Raw genomic sequence first — 22456 nt, forward strand, 5'->3', positions numbered from 1 at the left:
GGGGGCCCCGTGCGGGGCCCCCTTGACGTGGTTCACATCGCCGAATCCGGCGGCGGTTCCACGCCAAATGGCGGCAAGGATCAGTGCGAACTCTTGCGGGTGGAGATGATCTGGTCGATCAGGCCGTACGCGAGCGCGTCCTCGGCCGTCAGGATCTTGTCGCGCTCGATGTCGTCGCGGATCTTCTCGATCGGCGTCGTCGAGTGCTTGGCCAGCATGGTCTCCAGCTGGTCGCGCATGCGCAGGATCTCGTTGGCCGCGATCTCGAGGTCCGAGAGCTGCTCACGGCCGGTGCCGCCGGAGGGCTGGTGGATCAGCACACGGGCGTTCGGCAGGGCCATGCGCTTGCCGGGGGTGCCGGCGGCGAGCAGGACCGCGGCGGCGGAGGCCGCCTGGCCCATGCAGACCGTCTGGATGTCCGGCTTCACGAACTGCATCGTGTCGTAGATCGCCGTCAGCGCGGTGAAGGAGCCGCCGGGGCTGTTGATGTAGATCGAGATGTCGCGGTCCGGGTCCATCGACTCCAGGCACAGCAGCTGCGCCATGACGTCGTTGGCGGAGGCGTCGTCGATCTGCACGCCGAGGAAGATCACGCGCTCCTCGAAGAGCTTCGCGTACGGGTCGTACTCGCGCACGCCCTGCGAGGTGCGCTCGACGAAGCGCGGGATGACGTAGCGGTTGTCCACCTGCGGGCCGGTGTAGAGGCCGTTGGCGCTGGCGGAGAAGTTGTTCTGCATCTGGGTGTTCACCATCCTGGTGGCGTTCTGCGGGCTGTCGGCTGCTGGGTACTGACGGTGGTGCCGGGATCAGGCCCCGGTGCCGCCGCCGCCCGGAACGTTGGACGCGGCCGAGATGATCTCGTCGATGAGGCCGTAGTCCTTGGCCTCCTCGGAGGTGAACCAGCGGTCGCGGTCACCGTCGCGGATGATCGCCTCGACGGTCTGGCCCGAGTGGAACGCGGTGATCTCGGCCATCCGCTGCTTGGTGCGCAGCAGGTACTGGGCCTGGATCTTGATGTCCGACGCGGTGCCACCGATGCCGGCGGAGCCCTGGTGCATCAGGATGTCGGTGTTCGGCAGGGCGAAGCGCTTGCCCTTGGCGCCACCGGTGAGCAGGAACTGCCCCATCGAGGCCGCCATGCCCATGCCGATGGTCACGACGTCGTTGGGGATGTACTGCATGGTGTCGTAGACGGCCATGCCGGCCGTCACGGAGCCACCGGGGCTGTTGATGTAGAGGTAGATGTCCTTCTCCGGCTCGGCGGCCAGGAGGAGGAGCTGTGCGGTGATCTTGTTCGCGATGTCGTCGTCAACCTGCTGGCCGAGGAAGATGATGCGCTCGCCGAGCAGCCGGTTGTAGACATGGTCGCCGAGGCCGCCACCGATGGACGGCTCACCCGCGGCGTAAGGCTTCAGATTCGTCACGTATCCACCTGCTCGTCTCCGACGGCCATGTGCCGTCTCAGCGTCTCGTTCTGGGGCGCGGTCCGGCCGGTGCGGACGAGTCCGCCGGCGCCCGGGTACTCACGTGCCCTCGTATTCATGGACCCTAACGCGCAGGTCGGACAACGCCATCCCGCTTCCCGAACTGTTCGCTCGGAGCGCAAGGTCCCGGGGCCCTTCGGGCGCCATGCGGAAGGGCCCGGACGCGGCTGCGTCCGGGCCCTTCGGGGCACTGCTCAGTGGGCTTCGCCCGGGGTGTTACTTGGCCTCGTCGGCCTTGACCTCGTCGTCACCGTCGACGGTGGCCTCGACCGTCTCGACGGCCGTCTCCTCGTCCTCGTCGGACAGGTCCACGACGTCACCGTTGGTGTCGACGACCTTGGCGGCCTCGACGACGACCGCGAGGGCCTTGCCGCGGGCGACCTCGCCGACGAGCATCGGAACCTGGCCACCCTCGACGACCGCCTGGGCGAACTGGTCGGGGGACATGCCGGAGGACTGGGCACGGCGCATGAGGTGCTCGGTGAGCTCCTCCTGGTTGACGCCCAGCTTCTCCTTGTTGACCAGCGCGTCGAGGACGAACTGGGTCTTGATGCCCTTGATCGCCTGCTCGGAGGTCTCGGCGTCGAACTCCTCGACCGTCTTGCCCTGGAACTCCAGGTACTTCTCGATGGTCAGACCCATCTGGCCGAGCTGGTGGTGCTCCAGGTTGTGCTTGCGGGTCTGGACCTCGTCCGCGAGGAGCTTCTCGGGGATCGGGACCTCGACGAGCTCCAGCAGCTTCTCCAGGACGCGCTCCTGGGCCTGCGTGGCCTGGTCGTACTGCTTCATGTTCTCGAGGCGCTTGCGGCTGTCCGCCTTGAGGTCCTCAAGGGTGTCGAACTCGCTCGCCATCTGCGCGAACTCGTCGTCCAGCTCCGGGAGCTCCTTGGCGGAGACCTTGGTGACCTTGACGGTGACCTCGGCGTCCTTGCCCTCGGCGGAGCCGCCCTTCAGCTGGGAGGTGAAGGTGGCCTCGCCACCGGCCTCCAGGCCCGTGACGGCCTCGTCGATGCCCTCGAGGAGCTCGCCCGAGCCGATGGTGTACGCGACGTCGGAGGCGACGCCGTCGGGCAGCACCTCGCCGTCGACCTTGGCCTCCAGGTCGATGGTGACGACGTCACCGTCGGCGGCGGCGCGCTCGACGTCCTTGGTGGAGCCGAAACGGCCGCGCAGCTGCTCGACCGACTTCTCGACGTCCTCGTCGGAGACCTCGATGGCGTCGACCTCGACCTCGATGCCGGAGTAGTCCGGGATCTCGATCTCGGGACGGACGTCGACCTCGGCGGTGAAGGCCAGCAGCTCGCCGTCCTTCAGCTCCGTGATGTCCACCTCGGGCTGGCCCAGCGGGTTCAGGTCGGCCTCGTTGACGGCCTCGGTGTAGAACTTCGGGAGGGCGTCGTTGACGGCCTCCTCCAGCACCGCACCGCGGCCGAAGCGCTGGTCGATGACGCGGGCCGGGATCTTGCCCTTGCGGAAGCCCTTCACCGTGACCTGCTGGTTGATCTTCTTGTACGCCGCGTCGAGGCTGTCCTTGAGCTCCTCGAAGGGCACCTCAACAGTGAGCCGAACCCGAGTCGGGTTCAGGGTCTCCACGGCGCTCTTCACGGTTCGGTCTCCTTGTGGCTGACTTCTGGGGGATCTGCCGTCTCGCTGTGATTCAGCGGTTCAGCGGACTTCGGCCCGGTACATCAGACACACGGGCACGCAGCTTGCATAGTAGCCGCAAGCGGCAATCAGCCCACAACGCGATCTTGTGGAGTCACTGCTGTTGGTCGGGGTGGCCGGATTCGAACCGACGACCTTCCGCTCCCAAAGCGGACGCGCTACCAAGCTGCGCCACACCCCGTCGGTGCGACACGTAGGGTACATGCCCGGAGACCCTCTGATGTGCGGGGTTTCCCGATGCGTTTCGGGCTCGTCCGGGGCGTGCGCGCGAAATGTGGTGTGCGCTCCCCCTGTACGACCCGCTAGGATGCTGTCCGTGCCGGGGTCCCGTACCTCCGGCGCGCGCGTTGCGGGTGTAGCTCAATGGTAGAGCACTAGTCTTCCAAACTAGCTACGCGGGTTCGATTCCCGTCACCCGCTCAGAAGCACGAAGGGCCAGGTCAGAGGACATCTCCTCGACCTGGCCCTTCGTCGTTCCCGAGACCCGATCAGCCCCGCGCACCCCCTGCACTGTGGATCTCCCGGCGGAGCCGGACCGGTCTCAGTAGACCCGGCCACCAGATCGATCAAGCGCCTTTCAGTTCAGGCGAGTTGGTCCGCGTGCAAAGATGCGGCCCCATGAGGGCCGGGGACCAGCTTTGGGTGAGCATCGGGCTTCACCCGGACCAGGTCGTTCAATGCGATGGCCTTGAGGATCGGATCGTCCGGCCTCGTCCTGGCCCTTCCGCTGCATGCACCGACGCCGGATCGCGAAGATCCCCGCATGGCCGTCCGAGAGCCTGGTCCCGGCATCCCATACGGCGTAGTCGGCGCCGTCGGCGAGGGCCGTCAGAGCGGCCTTGGATACCGCGTCGTCGCCGGCCAGTAGCCGCATCAGCCATGTCGTTCCATGGTCAGCCCTCGCCCGCCTGAATCCTGCTGGAGCACGGCAGGGCACCGCAACGCCGTTAGGGTCCTCGGCATGAGCAGCAGTGTGCCGACCTGCCCGGAGTGCAGCCGAGCGATGAAGTTCGGTGGATTCGTGCTCTGTCAGCGGGAGGACGACGGCAGACGGGTCTGCCGGGGTGTGTGGAAGTGCCCGACTCCGCATGTCTGGTGGCACTGGGCCGACCGGCCGGACGAGGCGTTGGAGGCGTGTCCGATGCCGGAGATGTTCCGCTGACAGCCGTGTCTGCTCGCGTGCCCTTTGTGTGCCCGATCAGGCGGCGAGCGGCGGGTACCACCCTGCCGATTGGGGTGGGTCAGAGTTTGATGTTGGCGATCATCGTCGCGAGGGAGTTGAGGAAACGGTTCACGTCGTCCGCGATCGAGCTGGACGCGAGGAAGAAACCGAAGAGGGCCGCGACGATGGCGGGGCCCGTCTTGATGTGGTTGCCGCGGATCAGCACCACCAGGATGACCGCCAACAGAACCACCACTGACAGCGAAATGGCCACTACTGATCACACCTTCGGTCGTCCCCTGGTCGGCCCGGGGCGCGCGGCCAGGCACACCCCCACATGGACCATCCTCCCACCAACGGGCCCCGGCTATCCGCCCGGTGGCGAATCGTCGTGGTTCCGTTTCCGCCAACCACATGTGCGCCGGGCATGTTTCGGGCGCGGGGCCCGGGTTACGGGGCGGTGAGACCGAGCAGGGACCGGACATACGCGTACTTCGCGGACAGTCGTTCGCGCGTGGGGCCGTCCAGTACGGAGAGGCGTACGGGGTCGGCGTTGTGCGCCAGGTCGGCCTCCTTGACGAGGAGGGCGCCGGGCGTGGCGAGGATGCGGGCCGTGTACTGCTCGACCGGTTCGCCGGGGCGCTTGGTGACCGCGAGGACCATGTCCTTCACCGAGGGGGGAAGGGCGGCGGAATCCAGCCAGGTGAGGCTGAGGGCCTCGTCCTCGATCGCGTCGTGGAGCCAGGCCGCCGCCTGCTGTTCGGGGCTGCCGCCGCGCAGGCGGACCCCCTCGGCCACGGCCGCGAGGTGCTCGGCGTAGGGCCGGCCGGCCTTGTCGGTCTGGCCCTCGTGCGCCGTGCGCGCCAGGGCCTCGACCTCCACGAGTGTCAGGGGACGGCTGGTCATGCGATCTCCCTCGCTGCTGTGCCCAGGGCCTCGGCGGCCCGGCGTACATCCGCCTGCGTGGTACGCCAGTTGGAGAACGCGGCGCGCAGGGCGGGGGTTCCACCGTAGACGGTCGGGGTGACGAAGACCTCGGCGGCCGCGGCCTCGCGCAGGGCGGTCAGCCTGGCCGCGGTGGGGGTGTCGGCGAGGGTGAAGCAGACGACGTTGAGGCGGACCGGGGCGAGGAGGGTGAAGGCGGGGTCCTCGTCCAGTGCGGCGCCCAGGGCGCGGGCGCAGGCGATGTCGCGTTCGACGATTTCGCGGTGGCCCTGGCGGCCGTAGGCGCGGAGCGTGAACCAGGCGGCGAGGGCGCGCAGCCTGTGGGAGTTCTCCGGGGTGAGGTGGACGAGGTCGGGGTGGTCGCCGAGGGGGCCGAGGTAGGCGGCGGAGTTCTGGAAGACGCGGGCCTGGAGGTCTTGGCGGCGGGTGAACTGGACGGCGCTGTCGTAGGGGACGTTCAGCCACTTGTGCAGGTCGACGCAGAGGGAGTCGGAGGCGTCGAGGCCGGCGGCGAGGTGCGCGTGGTCCGGGGAGAGGGCGGCGAAGGCTCCGAACGCGGCGTCGGTGTGCAGCCAGAAGTCGTGGCGTTCGCGCAGGGCGGTGATGGCGGGGAGGTCGTCGAAGTCGACGGTGTTGACGGTGCCCGCGTTGGCGACGACCACGGCCGGGCCGGGGGTGTCGGCGAGGGCCCGCTCCAGGGCGGCGGGGTCCACGGCCTCGCGGCCGGGGAGGGTGGGGACGGTGACGAGGGAGCGGCGGCCGAGGCCGAGGACGGAGAGGGCCTTGGCGATGGAGGAGTGGGGGGCGCCGGAGAGCACGCGGACCGTGCCGAGGGCGGCTGCGCCGTCGTCGGCCGGGGAGACGCCGAGGCGTTCGCCGAGCCATTCGCGGGCGATGGCGAGGCCGGTGGTGTTGGACATGGTGGCGCCGCTGACGAAGGTGCCGGAGTGGGCGGCGGAGAGGTGGAAGAGCTCGCGCAGCCAGCCGACGGTCTCGCGTTCGAGGTCCTGGCCGGCGCCGTCGAGGGCGGAGTTGGAGTTCTGGTCGTGGGCGGCGGTGAGCCAGTCTCCGGCGAGGGCGGCGGGGGTGGCTCCGCCGGTGACGAAGCCGAGGTAGCGGGGGCCGGCGGAGGCCGACAGCCGAGGCTCCCAGCGGGCGCGGAAGGCGGCGAGGGCGGCGGCCGTGCCGGTGCCGTGCTCGGGGAGGGGGTCGGGGAGAGGTTCGGGGTCGAGGGGCTTGCCGGCGGGCGGTACGACGGGACGCGCGTCCAGCGTGGCGAGCGCGTCGGCGGCGGCGCGGCGGGTGGCGTCGAGCAGGTCGGGGAGCCGGGCGAGGTCGGCGGCGAGCGTGCGGTCCATGGGGGCACGGTAGGCGCGCCGCGCCCTGCCGGGGCGTGCCAATCCGCGCGGATTGGCCCGCGCGTCGCCGCCGCCGGTGCGTACGAACCGCGTGCCGGAGCCTCGGGGGACGCGGGGGCGGCCCGCGTGCCGGATCCGGTTGGCCCGTGGGGGCCCGGGTGGGACCGGCCGGCCCGATCCACCGGATGACGGGTACGGCCGCACGCCCGATCCCACCGGGGCACGCCGAGTACGGGTACGGCCCGTGCGCCGGAGCCTCACGGGAGTGCCGGGGCGCGGGGGCGGACCGCGTGGCGGATCCGGCCGGCCCGCCCGATCCCACCAGGGCACGCCGAGTACGGGTACGGCCCGCGTGCCGGATCCGCCAGGCGGGGCGAGTCACGAGTGCGGCCCGCCTGCCGCCGGATCACGAGGGCGGCCCACCCGCCCGACACGACGGACCCACGGGATCACAGGAGCCGCCCGCACGCCCGATCCTCCGTGCCCGCCGATTCACAAGTGAGGCCCGCACGCCGGATCCTCCCGAGCCTGCCGAGTCACGGGAGCGGTCCGCCCGCCCAATCCCACCAGGGCACGTTGAGTCACGGGTACCGCCCGCACGCCCGGTACTCCGGGGACTGCCGAGCCACGGGACCGGCCCGCGCGCCCGGTCCACCCGCCGGATCACGGGTGCGGCACGCCTGCCGATCCGCCCGGCCCGCCGCGTCACGGGTACGACCCGCACGCCCGGTACTCCGGGACCGCCGGGACACGGGTACGGCTCGCACGCTGGATCCTCCAGGGACCGCAGGGGCGCGGGAGCGGCCCGCCCGCCCGCCCGATCCACCGGATGACGGGTACGGCCGCACGCCCGATCCCACCGGGGGCCGCAGGGGCGCGGGAGCGGCTCGCCTGCCCGATCCCTCCGGGGCGCGCCGAGTAGGGGGTTCGGCCCGTGTGCCGGAGCCTTCGGGGAGTGCCGGGGCGCGGGGACGGGGCGGCGGGTGGGGTGGGGGTGGCGTCGTAGGGTCGGTGGATGGTCGCGAAGCGGTGGATGGGTGGCGTTGTCGGGGGCGTGGTCGTCGCGGGGGTGCTGGCGGGGGTGGCGGGGTGCGGTACGCCGCCGGCGCCGCGGGCCGCGCCGGGGCCGACCCTCGGGCCTCAGGTCAGACCCACGCAGCAGGGTACGGAGGCGGGGCCGACCCGGAACTCGCCCGCCCCGGAGCCGACTCCTGCCGACAAGTGCCCCGAGGGCGGGGTCCGGCTCGTCGAGACGGGCGGGGACGCGGCGATGGGGCTGCGGGTGGAGGGCTTCCAGCTGGTCAACTGCGGTACGGAGCCCTACGTACTGGAGGGCTACCCGGAGGTGTCGCTGCGCGACGGCCGCAACGATCCGCTGGAGGTCACGGTGGAGCACGGCGCGGCGGGCATCACCACGGGCGTGCCGAACATCGAGGCGGCCCCACAGCGGGTGACGCTGGCGCCGGGACAGGCCGCGTCGTGGTCGGTGGTGTGGCGCAACCTCGTCACCGACGCGTCGGTGACGGCCACGACGGTGCCGGTGCTGGAGATCGCGCCCCGCCCCGGAGCGCCCCGGCTGTGGCTGCGGCTGGCCCGGCCGTTCGACCTCGGGAACACCGGGAAGCTGGGGATCGGCCCGTGGACGGCGGCGACCCGGTGATCGTCTGGCTCAACGGGCCCTTCGGGGGCGGCAAGACGCAGACGGCGTACGAGGTGCAGCGGCGGCTGCCGGGAAGCGTGGTGTGCGATCCCGAGCACGTCGGGTTCGGGCTGCACCGGATGCTGCCGCCCGCGCTGCGCGGCGATTTCCAGGACCTTCCGGCCTGGCGCCAGGGGGTGTTCGAGGTGCTGGACCTCGCGGCGCGGCGGCATCCGGGGGTGGTGCTGGTGCCGATGACGGTCACGGAGCCGGCCTATTTCGCGCAGACCGTGGGGCGGCTGCGCGAACAGGGGCACGACGTACGGCATTTCGCGTTGCTGGCGCAGCGGGAGACGGTGCTGAGGCGGCTGCGGGAGCGGGGGCTGGGCCGCGGGCTGAAGCGGGAGAGCTTTGCGGTGGCCCGGCTGGACGGGTGCCTGGAGGCGCTGCGCGCGCCCGAGTTCGCGCAGCACGTGACCACGGACCGGCTGAGCGTGTCCGAGGTCGCCGATCGGGTGGCCGCGTCGGCGGGGCTGGACCTTGCGCCGGACACCGACGGCCGGTTGCGGGGGCGGATCCGGCGGGTGGTGATCGGCGTGCGGCACATTCGGTTCGGCTAGGCCGTCGCTTTCGGATTTCGGCGACTGCCCGTTCCCCGGGGGCGGTGCCGCTGCGCGCGCTCTGCCCGAACCCGCGCCTTGGGCACCGGCGAGGCCAAAGTGGTGCGGCGGGGCCGGCTGGGTGCGGCTCAAAGACCGGGGCTCCGCCCCGCACCCCGCTCCTCAAACGCCGGAGGGGCTGGATTTTGGTGCGGCGAGACCAAAGTGGTGCGGCGGGGCCGGATGGGTGCGGCTCAAAGACCGGGGCTCCGCCCCGCACCCCGCTCCTCAAACGCCGGAGGGGCTGGATTTTGGTGCGGCGAAGCTGGAAGGTGCCGCTCAAGGATCGGGGCTCCGCCCCGGACCCCGCGCCTCAAACGCCGGCGAGGCTGGATTTGGCGCGGCCGAACCGGCCGGTTGGGACGGGGGCGGGTGTGTGTCGGGGTGATCCCCGCAGGGCGTCGAACGCACTGCCGCCGAGCTGTCCGACCCCTCGTCACGTTCGGCGTCCGAGGAGACACCCCGGCGCGCGCCCGACCCCGTCACAACCGGCCCCGCCACACCCCGCCCGAGCGGCGCAGCCAACCGGCGCTCCGCCCCCGGCCCCACCCCTGCCGACCCGCCGGAGGCAACCGGCACAACCGGCCCCCCTCGTACACAGCCCAAGCGGCGCAGCCAACCCGCAGCCAACCCGCGCAAGGGCTACGCCGCCGCAGCCGGGCGGTGGGGCGTGAGGGTGGTCATGTGGGCGGCGATGGTCGGGGCGGGGCTGCGGGGGAGGCGGGCCGCGAGCAGGCCGTCGGCCAGGAAGAGCACCTGGTCGGCGTGGGCGGCGGCGGCCGGGTCGTGGGTGACCATGACGACGGTGGCGCCCAGGGTGTCGACGGCGGACCTGAGCAGCCCGAGGACCTCCGCCGCGGTGGTGGGGTCGAGGGCGCCGGTGGGTTCGTCGGCGAAGACCACGTCGGGCCGGGTGACCAGGGCCCGGGCGAGGGCCACGCGCTGCTGCTGGCCGCCGGACAGTTCGGCGGGGCGCCAGCCGCCCTTGCCGGCGAGGCCGACGCGGGCGAGCAGGTCGGCGGCCCGCTCCCGGTCCTGGCGACCGCCGGCGAGGCGCATCGGGAGCAGGACGTTCTGTTCGACGGTCAGCGACGGCAGCAGGTTGAAGGCCTGGAAGACGAAGCCGAGGCGGCTGCGGCGGAGCTCGGTGAGCTCGTTCTCGTTCATGCCGGTGATCTCGGTGCCGCCGAGGCGGACGGAGCCCGTAGTGGGGACGTCCAGCCCGGCCGCGCACTGCAGGAGGGTGGACTTGCCGGAGCCGGAGGGGCCCATCACGGCGGTGAAGCTGCCGCGCGGCAGGCTGAGGTCGATCCCGCGCAGCGCGTGCACGGTGGTGGTGCCCCGGCCGTACTCGCGCCGTACGCCGCGCAGCTCGACGGCGGCCGTGCCGTCGTACGCCGCCTGCGCGCTCTCGCGCCGCCGCCCGCTCCGTCGGAGCCCCATGGTGTGCCGCCTTTCGCCGTCGCGTTGATCGTGGTTGCGACGCTACGGATCACGGTGGGCGGCCGGCCATGGCGCGGCCCGGCGCGGCGGGGGTGGGGCAAACCCCACCCCCGGTCAGGCGGAGCGGCGGATGAGGAGCAGGGCGCGGTCGTCGTTGACGTCCTTGGCGACCTTCTCGATGAGGTGCCAGGCGGCGCCCTCCCAGCCGGCGGCGACGTAGCGGTCGGCCTCGCCGGTGAGGCGGTCGATGCCCTCGCTGATCTCGCGGTCGGAGGTCTCGACGAGGCCGTCGGTGAAGAGCATCAGGACGTCGCCGGGGCGGAGGTTGCCACGGGCGGGGGTGAATTCGGCGCCGTCGTAGACGCCGAGCAGCGGGCCCTCGCCGGACTGCTCCTGCCAGCGGCCGGTGCCCGCGGAGAGCTGGAGGGCGGGGAGGTGGCCGGCCGAGAGGAGTTCGTAGTCGCCGGTCTCCAGGTCGAGGACGAGATGGATGGAGGTGGCGAAGCCCTCGTCCCAGTCCTGGCGGAGCAGGTAGCCGTTGGCGGCGGGCAGGAAGCCGTGCGGGGGCAGGGCGCCGAGCAGGCCGCCGAAGGCGCCGGAGAGGAGGAGCGCGCGGGAGCCCGCCTCCATGCCCTTGCCGGAGACGTCGGTCAGGACGATCTCCAGGGTGCGGCCGCCGTTGGTGCGGGCGGCGACGACGAAGTCGCCGGAGAAGGACTGGCCTCCGGCCGGGCGCAGGGCCATCTCGCGGTGCCAGCCGCGCGGCAGGGCGGGCAGTTTGCTCTGGACGCGGATCCGCTCGCGCAGGTCGAAGAGCATGGTGCCGCCGCGCCGCCAGGGCACGCCGACGCGGCTGCGGAACTGGGCGATGACCAGTCCGAAGAACCCGCAGGCGGCGACGACGAGGACGGTTCCGGGGGTGACGCGCGCCGGTCCCTGGGTGTAGGGGCCGAGCACGACGGCCTCGACGATCAGCGCGGCCGCGGCCGCGGCGTACAGGCCGAGCAGGCTGGCGGGGCGCAGCAGCAGTCCGCCGGCCACGATCGGCAGGACGAGCGCCGAGGGCGAGAACCAGACGGGCAGCATCATCGTGCCGCAGGCGATGGCGGGGACCGTCAGGAGCAGCCCGGCGAAGGCGAGCCAGTCGGAGGCGTCGCCGCGGAAGTAGTCGACCGCGGATTTGCGCAGGGCGGTGCGGCCCCGGTGCGACAGCATGCGCATCCGGGCCATGAGGGATTCCACGCGTGCTCCGGCCATTGCTTCGGGACCCTATCCATCCTGGCTGTGGATGCGCAGGGGTACCCCCGGACCCGGGGCCCGTCGGCGCTCGAAAACACTTCGACCGGGACGGAATGCCCTGATAGGGATGGCCCTATGGCTCTTGAGATGCGCGTATTACAGGCTGATGAGTGGGATGTCTGGTACGACCACCTGGAACTGGCGTTCGGTGGTGCGCTCGAATCCCCCGAAGAGCGGAACCTCTACAAGTCGCTGACGGAAGCGGAGCGCTCGCTCGGCGTCTGGGACGGCGCCTCGTGCGTCGGCTCGGCCTCCGCCTTCAGCTTCCGCCTCTCCGTGCCGGGCGGGGCGGTCGTCCCCGCGGCCGGCGTCACGATGGTGGGCGTCTCCCCCACCCACCGCCGGCGCGGGGTGCTCAGCTCCCTGATGCGGCGGCAACTGGACGACGTCCGGGCGGGTGGCGAACCGGTCGCCGTGCTGACGGCCTCGGATCCGGCGATCTACGGGCGGTTCGGCTACGGCACCGCGACGTACGCCCTGGAAGTGGACATCGACACGACCCGGGTACGGCTGTCCGTGCCGCCGGGGACGGACGAGGTGCGGCTGCGCCTCGTCGACCCGTCGGCGGCGCTGGCCGACTGCGAGCGGGTGTACGCGGCGCTGGTCCCGCGGCGGCCGGGCATGACGGCCCGGCAGCCGGGCTGGGAGGGGCAGCCGCTGCTGGACCCGGTCGGGATGCGCTCCGGTGCGTCGCCGCTGAAGTGCGTGGTCGCCGAGCGGGCGGACGGCGAGGTGGTCGGGTACGCGCGCTACCGGGTGAGGGCGGACTGGAACCGCTCCGGCTCGGACGGCAAGGTCGAGGTGAGCGACCTCGACGCGCTGGATCCGGCGGCGTGCGCGGCGCTGTGGCGCTTCCTCTTCTCGATCGACCTGACCTGGAGCGTACGGGCGTCCCGGCGGCCGGTGGACGATCCGGTGCTGCACCTGGTCACTGACATACGGCGGTCGCAGCCGCGGGTCCGGGACTCGCTGCACGTACGGCTGGTGGACCTGGCGGCGGCGCTGGAGGCGCGGACGTACGGGGCTCCGATGGACGTGGTCCTGGAGGTCGAGGACGTCTTCTGTCCGTGGAACGCGGGGCGCTGGCGGCTGGTCGCCGACGCCAAGGGCACGGCCCGCTGCACGCGGACCGAGGAGCCGGCGGACCTGGAGCTGTCGGTCCGCGAGCTCGGCTCGGCGTACCTGGGCGGGTCCACCCTCGCCTCGCTCGCCGCGGCCGGCTCGGTGCGCGAACTGCGCCCGGGCGCGCTGACGGAGGCCTCGCGGGCCTTCGCCGGGGACGTGGCCCCGTGGCTCCCGCACGGCTTCTAGGCGCGGACGGGACCCAGCTCGTGTGCTAGCGCTGCTGGCAGGCCGGGCACCAGAAGAGGTTGCGGGCGGCGAGATCGGCGGTGCGGATCTCGCCCCCGCAGATGTGGCAGGGCAGGTTCGCCCTGCGGTAGACGTACACCTCGCCGCCGTGGTCGTCCACGCGCGGCGGCCGGCCCATCGCCTCGGGCAGGTGCTCGTCGCGGACGGTGTCGATGCGGTTGTTCCGCACGCCCTCGCGCATCAGGGCGGCCAGGTCCGCCCACATGGCGTCCCATTCGGCGCGGGTGAGGTCCTTGCCCGCGCGGTACGGGTCGATGCCGTGCCGGAAGAGGACCTCGGCGCGGTAGACGTTGCCGATGCCCGCGACGATCTTCTGGTCCATCAGCAGGGCGGCGACGGTGGTGCGGGACCGGGAGATCCGCTTCCAGGCCCGGTCGGGGTCGTCGTGCGGCCGCAGCGGGTCGGGGCCGAGCCGTTCGTGTATCGCCTTCTTCTCGCCCTCGCCGATCAGCGCGCAGGCGGTGGGTCCGCGCAGGTCGGCGTAGTGCTCCTCGTTCAGCAGCCGCAGCCGGACGGTGTCGGTCGCGGGCGGCGCCGGGGCGGGGCCGAAGCCGAGCTTGCCGAAGAGTCCGAGGTGGATGTGGATCCAGGCGTCGCCCAGTTCGAGGAAGAGGTGCTTGCCGTGCGCCTCCGCGCTCTCCAGTGCGCGCCCGTCGAGAAGGGCCGCGCTCTCGGCGAAGCGGCCCTGGGGGCTGCTCACGCGGACCGGGCGGGCGGCGAACCGCTCGGTGTGGTCCTGGGCGAGGCGGTGGATCGTATGCCCCTCGGGCACGGCGGACTCCTGGGAAGAATGAAAACGGCCGTGCCACCCCCGCAGGGAGCGGCACGGCCGGGAGCGGGATCAGCCCTGCGGGTGGTGGGCCGGGATCGGGGGGAGCTCGCCGGTCTGCTCGTAGGCGGAGAGCATGTCGATGCGGCGGGTGTGCCGCTCCTCGTCGGAGTACGGGGTCTTCAGGAAGGCGTCGACGAAGCTGACGACCTCTTCCTGGGTGTGCATGCGGCCGCCGACGGAGATGACGTTGGCGTTGTTGTGCTCGCGGCCCAGCTCGGCGGTCTGGACGCTCCACGCGAGGATGGCGCGGATGCCCTTGACCTTGTTCGCGGCGATCTGCTCGCCGTTGCCGGAGCCGCCGATCACGATGCCGAGGCTGCCGGCGTCCGCGGCGGTCTTCTCCGCCGCGCGGAGGCAGAACGGCGGGTAGTCGTCCACCGCGTCGTAGATGTGGGGCCCACAGTCGACGGGCTCGTGGCCGTTGTTCTTGAGCCAGTCCACCAGGTGGTTCTTGAGCTCAAAGCCGGCATGGTCGGATCCGAGGTACACGCGCATGGGACGAGTGTGGCACGAAGGGGTCCCGCGGCCCGCAGGGGGTGTCGCGTAAGTCACTTCTAAAGCTCAAGTAAACCCAAAGAGCGCAGATGGGACACGGGAGGACCTCGATCCGGGACGTTCGTCCAAACGCAACGATCCGGATTGAGGTCTTCCGTCCTGCGTTCATCTCAGGTTTGAATGCCGGGGCTCGCAACCCGAGAACCTAAGGATCCGTCCATGAGCTCCACGACGACCCTCCAGAAGGAAGGCGACCCCACCGACAACATCGGTGAGGGTCAGCCCTCCGACGGTCTGAAGGCCGGTCTCAAGAACCGCCACCTGTCCATGATCGCCATCGGCGGCGTCATCGGCGCCGGTCTCTTCGTCGGCTCCGGTGGCGGTATCGCCAAGGCCGGTCCCGCCATCCTGATCTCCTACGCGCTGGTCGGCGCGATGGTCGTCTTCGTGATGCGGATGCTGGGCGAGATGGCTGCCGCCAGTCCGAACTCGGGCTCCTTCTCCGCCTACGCCGACCGTGCGCTCGGCCGCTGGGCCGGCTTCTCCATCGGCTGGCTCTACTGGTTCTTCTGGGTCGTCGTGCTCGCCGTGGAGGCCACCGCCGGTGCCGCCATCCTGGAGAGCTGGATCCCGGCCGTCCCGCAGTGGGGCTGGGCGCTGATCGTGATGGCGGTCCTGACCGCCACCAACCTCGGCTCGGTCGCCTCCTACGGTGAGTTCGAGTTCTGGTTCGCGGGCATCAAGGTCGTCGCCATCGGCGCCTTCGTGATCGTCGGCATGCTGGCCGTCTTCGGCGTGCTGCCGGGCTCGGACAACCCGGGCGCGGGCTTCGCGCACCTGACCGACGCGGGCGGCTTCTTCCCCAACGGCTACGGCGCGGTCCTCACCGGTGTGCTGATGGTCGTCTTCTCCTTCATGGGCAGCGAGATCGTCACCCTGGCGGCCGGCGAGTCGGAGAACCCCCGCAAGGCGGTCACCCGGGCCACCAACTCCGTCATCTGGCGGATCGGCGTCTTCTACCTGGGCTCGATCTTCATCGTGCTGACGCTGCTCCCGTGGAACGACAAGTCGATCACCGAGAAGGGCTCGTACGTCGCCGCCCTGGACTCGATCGGCATCGCGCACGCCGGCACGATCATGGAGGTCATCGTCCTGACCGCCGTGCTGTCCTGCCTGAACTCGGGCCTCTACACCGCCTCCCGCATGGCCTTCTCGCTCGGTGAGCGCGGCGACGCCCCCAAGGCGTTCGCCAAGGTCAACTCCCGCGGCGTGCCGGTGGCCGCGATCCTGGGCTCCACGGTCTTCGGCTTCGTCGCCGTCTACTTCAACTACGCCTTCAAGGACACGGTCTTCAACTTCCTGCTGAACTCCTCGGGTGCCATCGCGCTCTTCGTCTGGCTGGTGATCTGCTTCACCCAGCTGAAGATGCGCGGGATCCTGGTCCGCGAGGCCCCGGAGAAGCTGACCGTGAAGATGTGGCTCTTCCCGTGGCTGACCTGGGCCACCGCCGCACTGATCACGTTCGTGATCGGCTACATGTTCGTGGACGACGCCAACCGCGAGGTCGTCACCCTGTCCACGCTGGTCGCCGGCGTCGTCGTGCTGGTCGGTGTGGTCCTGGACTTCCGCCGCAAGCGGGCGGCCGTGCAGGGCTGATCGCACGTGCAGATACGCCGGAGCCCGGCCCGCCTTCATCAGGCGGGCCGGGCTCCGGCGCGTTCGGGGACCGCCCGGTCAGCCGCGGCGGCCGACCAGCTTCCAGGCGGCCGGCAGGACGCCCATGGCCAGCGCGGCCTTGAGGGCGTCGCCGATCAGGAACGGGACCAGGCCCTTGGCGACGGCGACACCGAGGGACATCCCGGTGACGGCCATCAGGTACGGCACGCCCACCGCGTAGATCACGGCCGAGCCCAGCACCATCGCGCCGGCCATGAGCAGGACCGAGCGGTCGGCGCCGCGCCGGGCGAGGGCGCCGACGAGGGTGGAGGCCAGCAGCATGCCGAGGACGTACCCGAAGGTCGCGCCGCCCGCACCGGAGGCGCCGTCCGCGAACCACGGCACGCCCGCCATGCCGACCAGGGTGTAGAGGGCGAGCGAGAGGAAGCCGCGGCCGGCGCCGAGCGCGGTGCCGACGAGCAGGGCCGCGAAGGTCTGGCCGGTGATCGGCGCGGCCAGGCCGTCGACGTGGACGGAGACCTGGGCGGCCAGCCCGGTCAGCGCGGCGCCGCCGGCGACGAGCGCGATGTCGCGGACGCGGCTCGCGGGCAGCAGGTCGGCGAGGACGGCGCCGGGCCGGAGGGAGACGGAAGCAGTGCTCATGAGGGGCTCCGCGGGAGGGGGTGGGGGCAGGACGATCACCGACGTTAGTCCGCGGCCCCGCGCCGCCCCACCGCTGCCCGGGACAAAGCCCCACTCCCTCGATTGGTGGGGATCAAACAAAGCCCGACCCCCACCATCACGCCGGCGTGATCCTCATCACGAGGAACATCTAACAACACGTCCGTTTTGCACGGACGGCCGCCGCTCAGTGAGACTGTAGGGTCCCGCCAATCCAGTTGCGGAGCCCCCACCAGCGCTGGGCCGAACGAGAGTACGAGCACCCCCTCATGCGTGAGCCCCTGCACGACGCACCTCCCACGACGGGCGACCTGCCCGCGGAACCACTGAGCCACAGCCTCAAGCAGCGCCACCTGACCATGCTGGGTCTGGGCGGCGTGATCGGCGCCGGTCTGTTCGTCGGCTCCGGAGCCGGCATCGGCATCGCCGGTCCCGCGATCATCTGCTCCTACCTGCTGGCGGGCGTCCTCGCGATGCTCGTGATGCGGGCGCTGGGCGAGATGTCGGCCGCGATGCCCGCCTCCGGCTCCTTCTCGGTCTACGCGCAGAAGGCGCTCGGCCGCTGGGCCGGTTTCTCGGCGGGGTGGCTGTACTGGTTCCTGCTGGTCGTGGTGCTGGCCGTGGAGGCCACCGGCGCGGCGAAGATCGCCAACGGCTGGGTGCCCGCCGTCGACCAGTGGGTCTGGGTGCTGCTCTTCATGGTGGTCTTCACCGTGAGCAACCTGGCCGCGGTGAAGAACTTCGGCGAGTTCGAGTTCTGGTTCGCGGCCCTCAAGGTCGGTGCGATCGTCCTCTTCCTGATCCTCGCCACCCTCGCGATCTTCGGCGTCCTCCCGGAGACCGATCCGGTCGGCACGGCCAACCTCACCGGTCACGGCGGCTTCTTCCCCGAGGGCTTCGGCGGAGTGGTCGCCGGCATGCTCGCCGTCATCTTCGCCTTCGGCGGCCTGGAGGTCGTCACCATCGCGGCCGCCGAGTCGGACGACCCGGCGCGCTCGGTGTCCCGGGCGGTGCGCAGCGCGGTGTGGCGCATCCTCTTCTTCTACGTCGGCTCGATGCTGGTCATCGTGACCCTGCTGCCGTGGGACTCGCTGGAGCCGGGCCAGAGCCCGTACGTGGCGGTCCTCGACTCGATCGGCATCCCGGGGGCCGGTCAGATCATGAACGTCGTGGTGTTCGTGGCCCTGCTGTCGGCGCTGAACGCGAACCTGTACGGGTCCTCGCGCATGGTGTTCTCGCTGGCCGAGCGCGGCGAGGCGCCGAAGTCGCTGCTGAAGGTGTCGGGCGGCGTGCCGCGGCGCGCGGTGTTCGCCTCGGTGGCCTTCGGCTTCGTGTCGGTGGTGCTGAACCTGCTGTGGCCGGACACGATCTTCCTCTACATGCTCAACGCGGTCGGCGCGGTGCTGCTGTTCGTGTGGGCGCTGATCGCGGTGTCCCAGCTGAGGCTGCGCCGGATCATCGAGCGGGACATGCCGGAGCGGCTGACCCTGCCGATGTGGCTGTTCCCGTACGCGACCTGGGCGGCGCTGATCGGGATGGCGGCGGTGCTGGTCCTGATGCTGTTCGACGACTCGGCCCGGCCGCAGCTCCTGTGGTCCACGGGCGCGGCGGTCCTCGTGCTCGTGGTGGCGTTCGTACGGGAGCGGCGCACCCCGAAGTCCTGACCGGCCCACGGCCCCCGGGCCCACGGCATGCGAAGGCCCCCCGCGCACCCGGCGCGGGGGGCCTTCGCGCGTCAGGTGCGCAGGTACGAGGCTCCGTTGACGTCGAGCACGGTGCCCGAGCTCCAGCGTGCGGCGGGCGAGGCCAGGTGCAGCACGGCGGCGGCGATCTCCTGCGGGGTGCCGACCCGGCCGAAGGGGCTCTGCGCCCGGATCCGCTCGCCCTCCTCTCCTTCGAGCCGCCCGGCGACCCGCTCGGTGGCCACGAAGCCGGGCGCCACGGAGGCCACGGCGATGCCGTGCGGGGCCAGGGAAACGGCGAGGGACTGGCCGAGTGCGTGCAGGGCCGCCTTGGTGGCGCCGTAGGCGGGGTGGTCGGGCTCGCCGCGGAACGCCCCGCGCGAGCCGATGTTGACGACGCGGCCCTCCCGCCGGCCGGCGATCATGTGGCGGGCGACGCAGTGGGTGAGATTGGCCGGGGCGAAGAGGTTCACGGCGGCGGTCTGCCGCCAGGCTTCCTGCCAGTCGGCGTACGAGGTCGTGGGCAGCGGGTGCGCGACCATCACGGCGGCGTTGTTCACGAGGACGTCGATGCCGCCGAGCGCCTCCTCGGCCTCGGCCGCGAGGGCTTCCACGCGGGCCGGGTCGGCGAGGTCGCCGCTGACGAGGACGTGGCCCTCGCCGGGCAGGTCGGCGAGGGTGCGCTCGGCGTCCGCCCGCCGGACCGTGCAGTGCACCGCCACCCGGTCACCCCGCTCGGCGAAGGCCGTGGCGATGGCCCGCCCGATGCCCCGCGAGGCCCCGGTGACGAGCACCCCCCGGCCCGTGTCGGCCAGTTCCCGTATGCCGTGGTCCGTTCCTTCGTCCACCGGTACCCCCGTCGTCGCGTCACCTGCGTCCTGTCATGAGCGTACGGGGATGATCACGGCCGGTCATCCGGCTGTCCGCATATCGGACGCCGACCATCCGAAGATCGGACGGAGGTGAGACTGGGGCACCTCATCACGTCCCCCCGCACACCGGACAGGCACACCCCAATGAGCCAGAGCACCCTGACACCCCTCGAACCCCCGCAGAGCGACGCCGGATCCCCCCTCGGCAACGGGCTCAAGCAGCGCCACCTCTCGATGATCGCCCTCGGCGGGGTCATCGGCGCCGGGCTCTTCGTCGGCTCCGGCGCCGGCATCGCCGCCGCCGGCCCCTCGATCGTGCTCGCGTACGCCGCGTCCGGGCTGCTCGTGATGTTCGTGATGCGGATGCTCGGCGAGATGTCCGCCGCCAACCCCGCCTCCGGGTCCTTCTCGGTCCACGCGGAGCGGGCGATCGGCCCCTGGGCCGGATTCACCGCGGGCTGGATGTTCTGGATCCTGCTGTGCGTGGGCGTGGCCATCGAGGCCATCGGCGCGGCGCACATCATGACCGGCTGGTTCCCGGGCACCCCCTCCTGGATGTGGGTGCTCGTCTTCATGGCGGTGTTCTGCGGCTCGAACCTGGCCGCCGTCTCGAACTTCGGCGAGTTCGAGTTCTGGTTCGCCGCCCTCAAGATCGGCGCGATCGGGCTCTTCCTGGGCCTGGGCGTCCTGGCCGTCCTCGGCCTGCTGCCCGGCACCTCCTCCCCCGGCACCGCCAACCTGCTCCACGACGGCGGCCTGCTGCCCCACGGCGTGGACGGCCTGCTGGTCGGACTGCTGGCCTCGGTCGTCGCGTACGGCGGACTGGAGACGGTGACCATCGCCGCCGCCGAGTCCGAGAACCCCGTGGCGGGCGTGGCCAAGGCCGTGCGGACCACCATGTGGCGGATCGCGATCGTCTACGTCGGCTCCATGCTGGTCATCGTCACCCTGCTGCCGTGGAACGACCCGGCCGTCACGGCGGACGGCCCGTACGCCGCCACCCTGAGCCGGCTGGGCATCCCGGCCGCCGGCGAGATCATGAACGTGGTCATCCTGATCGCCCTGATGTCCGCGATGAACGCCAACATCTACGGCTCCTCGCGCATGGCCTACTCCCTCGTCGCCCGCGGCCAGGGCCCCAAGGCGCTGGGCAAGGTCTCCGGCGGGGTGCCGCGCCGGGCGGTGCTCGCCTCCTGCGGCTTCGGCTTCGTCACCGTGCTGCTCTCGTACTGGTACCCGGACACCCTGTTCGCCTGGCTGCTGAACATGGTCGGCGGGGTCATCCTGATCGTCTGGGGCTTCATCGCGGTCTCGCAGTTCGTGCTGCGCCGGCGGCTTCAGCGGGCGGCCCCGGAGAAGCTCGTCGTGAAGATGTGGGGCTTCCCGTACCTGACCTGGGCGGCCCTGGCCGGGGTGGCCGGGGTGCTGGTCCTGATGGCACTGGGCGAGGACACCCGGGTCCAGGTGGTCTTCACCGGCGGGCTGACCGTCGCCCTCGCGGTGACGGGCTACGTGATGCAGCGCCGGGCCGCGGCGGTGCGCGCGGCGGCGTGACACCCGAACCGAACGGCACGTCAGGGGCCGGGCCCATGCGATCGCATGGGCCCGGCCTCCGTCGTTCCGGAGGTCCCGACAAGAGAGGCAACCCTTACATGAGAAGAGGAATAGATGCTGCTAGCGTGCAGTTGCGCATTAATTGCAATTAGCGATTGGCACGCCGAGGGGACCGGATAACACGCATGGCCATCTACACGCTTCCTGAGCTTCCGTACGACTACGCGGCGCTGGAGCCGGTGATCAACCCGCAGATCATCGAGCTGCACCACGACAAGCACCACGCGGCCTACGTCACGGGCGCCAACAACACGCTGGAGCAGCTGGCGGAGGCGCGCGACAAGGAGAACTGGGGCGCGCTCAACGGCCTCGAGAAGAACCTCGCGTTCCACCTCTCCGGCCACATCCTGCACAGCATCTACTGGCACAACATGGCCAGCCCGAAGACCGGCGAGGGCGGCGGCGAGCCCACCGCGGCCGACGGCCTGGGCGACCTGGCCGACGCGATCACCGAGTCCTTCGGCTCCTTCGCGAAGTTCAAGAAGCAGCTGACCTTCGCCTCCTCCGCCACCCAGGGCTCCGGCTGGGGCGTGCTCGCGTACGAGCCCGTCAGCGGCCGGCTGGTCGTCGAGCAGGTCTACGACCACCAGGGCAACGTGGGCGTGGCCAGCACCCCGATCCTGGTCTTCGACGCCTGGGAGCACGCCTTCTACCTGCAGTACAAGAACCAGAAGGTGGACTTCATCGAGGCGATGTGGAACGTCGTCAACTGGCAGGACGTGGCCGGGCGCTACGCCGACGCCAAGGCGAACACCCCGCTGCTGATCCCCGCCAAGGGCTGATCGCACACCGCAGAGCCCTCCCCCAGCCTTCGGCCGGGAGGTGCCCCCAGCCTCGTGATCGTCTTCTCAACCATCACCTGCGGGGCATGTAGAACGGAAGACCCCCGCGAGGACGTGACTCGCGGGGGTCTTCTGTGCGCAACGGCAGGTCCTACTCGAAGGACGGGCCCTTGGTGCGGGTGCGCTTGATCTCGTAGAAGCCGGGGGTGGAGGCGACGAGCAGGGTGCCGTCCCACAGCCGGGCGGCGGCGTCGCCGCGCGGGGTCGGGGTGACGACCGGGCCGAAGAAGGCCACGTCGCCCTCGGCGCCGGGAACGGAGATCACCGGGGTGCCGACCTCCTGGCCCACGCGGTCGATGCCGTCGTTGTGGGAGGCCCGCAGCACCTCGTCGTACTCGTCCGAGTCGGCGTACGCGAGCAGTTCGGCCGGCAGGCCGACCTCGGCCAGCGCCTCGGCGATCACCTCGCGGGTCGGGCCCTTCTCGTCGTTGTGGATGCGGGTGCCGAGCGCGGTGTAGAGCTTGCCGGTGACCTCCTCACCGTGCTTCTGCTGGGCCGCTATCACCACGCGCACCGGAGCCCAGCCCTTGGGGCCGAGCAGCTCGCGGTAGGTCTCGGGCAGCTCGTCGAGCTTGTTCTCGTTGAGAACGGCGAGGCTCATCACGTGCCAGCGGACCTCGACGTCGCGGACCTTCTCGACCTCGACCATCCAGCGGGACGTCATCCAGGCCCAAGGGCAGAGCGGGTCGAACCAGAAGTCGACCGGGGTCTTCTCGCGCACCTGGGTCTCGGTCATGTCTCTCCTCGGTCTCGTCAC

Annotated in this window: 21 protein-coding genes and 2 tRNA genes; 9 read left to right on the forward strand and 14 right to left on the reverse strand. The window is 71.4% G+C overall.

Annotated elements, in window-relative coordinates:
* Positions 1–80: 80 nt before the first annotated feature.
* The 4 genes from AB0D29_RS07525 to AB0D29_RS07540 all read right to left on the reverse strand — a co-directional run bounded on the left by AB0D29_RS07525 (position 81) and on the right by AB0D29_RS07540 (position 3330).
* The gene (locus tag AB0D29_RS07525; RefSeq protein ID WP_351302275.1) at positions 81–752 is read right to left on the reverse strand and encodes an ATP-dependent Clp protease proteolytic subunit; all 672 of its coding nucleotides are present in this window, start codon (positions 750–752) and stop codon (positions 81–83) included.
* Between the two features lie 54 nt (positions 753–806).
* The gene (locus AB0D29_RS07530; protein ID WP_030026957.1) at positions 807–1424 is read right to left on the reverse strand and encodes an ATP-dependent Clp protease proteolytic subunit; all 618 of its coding nucleotides are present in this window, start codon (positions 1422–1424) and stop codon (positions 807–809) included.
* 276 nt (positions 1425–1700) lie between these two features.
* Positions 1701–3089, reverse strand: a complete 1389-nt coding sequence (gene tig / locus AB0D29_RS07535) for a trigger factor (RefSeq protein ID WP_362852618.1) — start codon at positions 3087–3089, stop codon at positions 1701–1703.
* Positions 3090–3253: 164 nt separating this feature from the next.
* Positions 3254–3330: transfer RNA gene (locus tag AB0D29_RS07540), tRNA-Pro, on the reverse strand.
* A gap of 168 nt (positions 3331–3498) precedes the next feature.
* On the opposite strand from AB0D29_RS07540, the gene AB0D29_RS07545 reads away from it, so the two are divergent.
* Both AB0D29_RS07545 and AB0D29_RS07550 read left to right on the forward strand, forming a co-directional pair.
* Positions 3499–3569 (forward strand) — tRNA-Gly (locus tag AB0D29_RS07545).
* 541 nt (positions 3570–4110) lie between these two features.
* On the forward strand, positions 4111–4311 hold the full coding sequence (locus tag AB0D29_RS07550; protein ID WP_362852619.1) for a dehydrogenase: 201 nt from the start codon (positions 4111–4113) through the stop codon (positions 4309–4311).
* 79 nt (positions 4312–4390) lie between these two features.
* Here the strand turns inward: AB0D29_RS07550 and AB0D29_RS07555 are convergent, their stop codons facing one another.
* The 3 genes from AB0D29_RS07555 to AB0D29_RS07565 all read right to left on the reverse strand — a co-directional run bounded on the left by AB0D29_RS07555 (position 4391) and on the right by AB0D29_RS07565 (position 6614).
* Entirely contained in the window at positions 4391–4585 is a 195-nt protein-coding gene (locus AB0D29_RS07555) for a membrane protein (protein WP_030008564.1), read from the reverse strand.
* A gap of 176 nt (positions 4586–4761) precedes the next feature.
* Complete coding sequence (locus tag AB0D29_RS07560; protein WP_362852620.1) at positions 4762–5217, reverse strand: HD domain-containing protein; 456 nt, start codon at positions 5215–5217, stop codon at positions 4762–4764.
* Positions 5214–6614, reverse strand: coding sequence for a pyridoxal-dependent decarboxylase (locus tag AB0D29_RS07565; protein ID WP_362852621.1), 1401 nt, complete (start codon positions 6612–6614; stop codon positions 5214–5216). Before AB0D29_RS07565 ends, AB0D29_RS07560 begins: the two co-directional genes overlap by 4 nt.
* A gap of 1015 nt (positions 6615–7629) precedes the next feature.
* Between AB0D29_RS07565 and AB0D29_RS07570 the strand changes: the two genes are divergently transcribed.
* Both AB0D29_RS07570 and AB0D29_RS07575 read left to right on the forward strand, forming a co-directional pair.
* On the forward strand, positions 7630–8274 hold the full coding sequence (locus AB0D29_RS07570) for a DUF4232 domain-containing protein (protein ID WP_362852622.1): 645 nt from the start codon (positions 7630–7632) through the stop codon (positions 8272–8274).
* On the forward strand, positions 8271–8873 hold the full coding sequence (locus AB0D29_RS07575; protein ID WP_362852812.1) for an AAA family ATPase: 603 nt from the start codon (positions 8271–8273) through the stop codon (positions 8871–8873). Before AB0D29_RS07570 ends, AB0D29_RS07575 begins: the two co-directional genes overlap by 4 nt.
* Positions 8874–9554: 681 nt before the next feature.
* On the opposite strand, the gene AB0D29_RS07580 is transcribed toward AB0D29_RS07575, so the two are convergent.
* A complete protein-coding gene (locus AB0D29_RS07580; RefSeq protein WP_362852623.1) occupies positions 9555–10355 on the reverse strand; it encodes an ABC transporter ATP-binding protein in 801 nt (266 codons plus the stop codon).
* Between the two features lie 114 nt (positions 10356–10469).
* Positions 10470–11612: a PP2C family protein-serine/threonine phosphatase gene (locus tag AB0D29_RS07585; protein ID WP_362852624.1), complete on the reverse strand. Its 1143-nt coding sequence runs from the start codon at positions 11610–11612 to the stop codon at positions 10470–10472.
* Positions 11613–11729: 117 nt separating this feature from the next.
* Between AB0D29_RS07585 and AB0D29_RS07590 the strand changes: the two genes are divergently transcribed.
* The gene (locus tag AB0D29_RS07590) at positions 11730–12965 is read left to right on the forward strand and encodes a GNAT family N-acetyltransferase (RefSeq protein WP_362852625.1); all 1236 of its coding nucleotides are present in this window, start codon (positions 11730–11732) and stop codon (positions 12963–12965) included.
* A 25-nt stretch (positions 12966–12990) separates the two neighbouring features.
* Here the strand turns inward: AB0D29_RS07590 and AB0D29_RS07595 are convergent, their stop codons facing one another.
* Positions 12991–13797 carry a DNA-formamidopyrimidine glycosylase family protein gene (locus tag AB0D29_RS07595; protein ID WP_362852626.1) on the reverse strand — a complete coding sequence of 269 codons (807 nt, stop codon included), beginning with the start codon at positions 13795–13797 and terminating at the stop codon, positions 12991–12993.
* Positions 13798–13866: 69 nt separating this feature from the next.
* Positions 13867–14352 (reverse strand): ribose-5-phosphate isomerase, encoded by a 486-nt coding sequence (locus AB0D29_RS07600; RefSeq protein ID WP_362815213.1) that lies wholly within the window; start codon positions 14350–14352, stop codon positions 13867–13869.
* A 219-nt stretch (positions 14353–14571) separates the two neighbouring features.
* Between AB0D29_RS07600 and AB0D29_RS07605 the strand changes: the two genes are divergently transcribed.
* Positions 14572–16008, forward strand: a complete 1437-nt coding sequence (locus AB0D29_RS07605) for an amino acid permease (RefSeq protein ID WP_362852627.1) — start codon at positions 14572–14574, stop codon at positions 16006–16008.
* A gap of 78 nt (positions 16009–16086) precedes the next feature.
* Here AB0D29_RS07605 and AB0D29_RS07610 read toward each other — a convergent pair whose 3' ends face one another.
* The gene (locus AB0D29_RS07610; protein WP_362852628.1) at positions 16087–16671 is read right to left on the reverse strand and encodes a biotin transporter BioY; all 585 of its coding nucleotides are present in this window, start codon (positions 16669–16671) and stop codon (positions 16087–16089) included.
* A gap of 287 nt (positions 16672–16958) precedes the next feature.
* Here AB0D29_RS07610 and AB0D29_RS07615 point away from each other — a divergent pair, with 287 nt between their 5' ends.
* Entirely contained in the window at positions 16959–18353 is a 1395-nt protein-coding gene (locus AB0D29_RS07615) for an amino acid permease (protein ID WP_362852629.1), read from the forward strand.
* Between the two features lie 71 nt (positions 18354–18424).
* Here AB0D29_RS07615 and AB0D29_RS07620 read toward each other — a convergent pair whose 3' ends face one another.
* Positions 18425–19219: an SDR family oxidoreductase gene (locus AB0D29_RS07620; RefSeq protein WP_362852630.1), complete on the reverse strand. Its 795-nt coding sequence runs from the start codon at positions 19217–19219 to the stop codon at positions 18425–18427.
* Between the two features lie 168 nt (positions 19220–19387).
* Here AB0D29_RS07620 and AB0D29_RS07625 point away from each other — a divergent pair, with 168 nt between their 5' ends.
* Positions 19388–20797 (forward strand): amino acid permease, encoded by a 1410-nt coding sequence (locus tag AB0D29_RS07625; RefSeq protein WP_362852631.1) that lies wholly within the window; start codon positions 19388–19390, stop codon positions 20795–20797.
* A gap of 185 nt (positions 20798–20982) precedes the next feature.
* Entirely contained in the window at positions 20983–21639 is a 657-nt protein-coding gene (locus AB0D29_RS07630; RefSeq protein ID WP_362852632.1) for a superoxide dismutase, read from the forward strand.
* Positions 21640–21790: 151 nt separating this feature from the next.
* Here the strand turns inward: AB0D29_RS07630 and AB0D29_RS07635 are convergent, their stop codons facing one another.
* On the reverse strand, positions 21791–22435 hold the full coding sequence (locus AB0D29_RS07635; RefSeq protein ID WP_362852633.1) for a DsbA family protein: 645 nt from the start codon (positions 22433–22435) through the stop codon (positions 21791–21793).
* Positions 22436–22456 lie beyond the last annotated feature (21 nt).

This window comes from Streptomyces sp. NPDC048424 (assembly GCF_040651555.1).
GTDB lineage: Bacteria > Actinomycetota > Actinomycetes > Streptomycetales > Streptomycetaceae > Streptomyces.

Excerpts from the sequence above, each read along its gene's own strand:
- AB0D29_RS07585 (WP_362852624.1), bottom strand. The coding sequence starts at position 11,612 with ATGGCCGGAGCACGCGTGGAATCCCTCATGGCCCGGATGCGCATGCTG.
- AB0D29_RS07565 (WP_362852621.1), bottom strand. The coding sequence starts at position 6,614 with ATGGACCGCACGCTCGCCGCCGACCTCGCCCGGCTCCCCGACCTGCTC.
- AB0D29_RS07615 (WP_362852629.1), top strand. The coding sequence starts at position 16,959 with ATGCGTGAGCCCCTGCACGACGCACCTCCCACGACGGGCGACCTGCCC.
- AB0D29_RS07570 (WP_362852622.1), top strand. The coding sequence starts at position 7,630 with ATGGTCGCGAAGCGGTGGATGGGTGGCGTTGTCGGGGGCGTGGTCGTC.
- AB0D29_RS07590 (WP_362852625.1), top strand. The coding sequence starts at position 11,730 with ATGGCTCTTGAGATGCGCGTATTACAGGCTGATGAGTGGGATGTCTGG.
- AB0D29_RS07625 (WP_362852631.1), top strand. The coding sequence starts at position 19,388 with ATGAGCCAGAGCACCCTGACACCCCTCGAACCCCCGCAGAGCGACGCC.
- AB0D29_RS07525 (WP_351302275.1), bottom strand. The coding sequence starts at position 752 with ATGGTGAACACCCAGATGCAGAACAACTTCTCCGCCAGCGCCAACGGC.
- AB0D29_RS07605 (WP_362852627.1), top strand. The coding sequence starts at position 14,572 with ATGAGCTCCACGACGACCCTCCAGAAGGAAGGCGACCCCACCGACAAC.
- AB0D29_RS07600 (WP_362815213.1), bottom strand. The coding sequence starts at position 14,352 with ATGCGCGTGTACCTCGGATCCGACCATGCCGGCTTTGAGCTCAAGAAC.
- AB0D29_RS07610 (WP_362852628.1), bottom strand. The coding sequence starts at position 16,671 with ATGAGCACTGCTTCCGTCTCCCTCCGGCCCGGCGCCGTCCTCGCCGAC.
- AB0D29_RS07560 (WP_362852620.1), bottom strand. The coding sequence starts at position 5,217 with ATGACCAGCCGTCCCCTGACACTCGTGGAGGTCGAGGCCCTGGCGCGC.
- AB0D29_RS07635 (WP_362852633.1), bottom strand. The coding sequence starts at position 22,435 with ATGACCGAGACCCAGGTGCGCGAGAAGACCCCGGTCGACTTCTGGTTC.
- AB0D29_RS07580 (WP_362852623.1), bottom strand. The coding sequence starts at position 10,355 with ATGGGGCTCCGACGGAGCGGGCGGCGGCGCGAGAGCGCGCAGGCGGCG.
- AB0D29_RS07550 (WP_362852619.1), top strand. The coding sequence starts at position 4,111 with ATGAGCAGCAGTGTGCCGACCTGCCCGGAGTGCAGCCGAGCGATGAAG.
- AB0D29_RS07630 (WP_362852632.1), top strand. The coding sequence starts at position 20,983 with ATGGCCATCTACACGCTTCCTGAGCTTCCGTACGACTACGCGGCGCTG.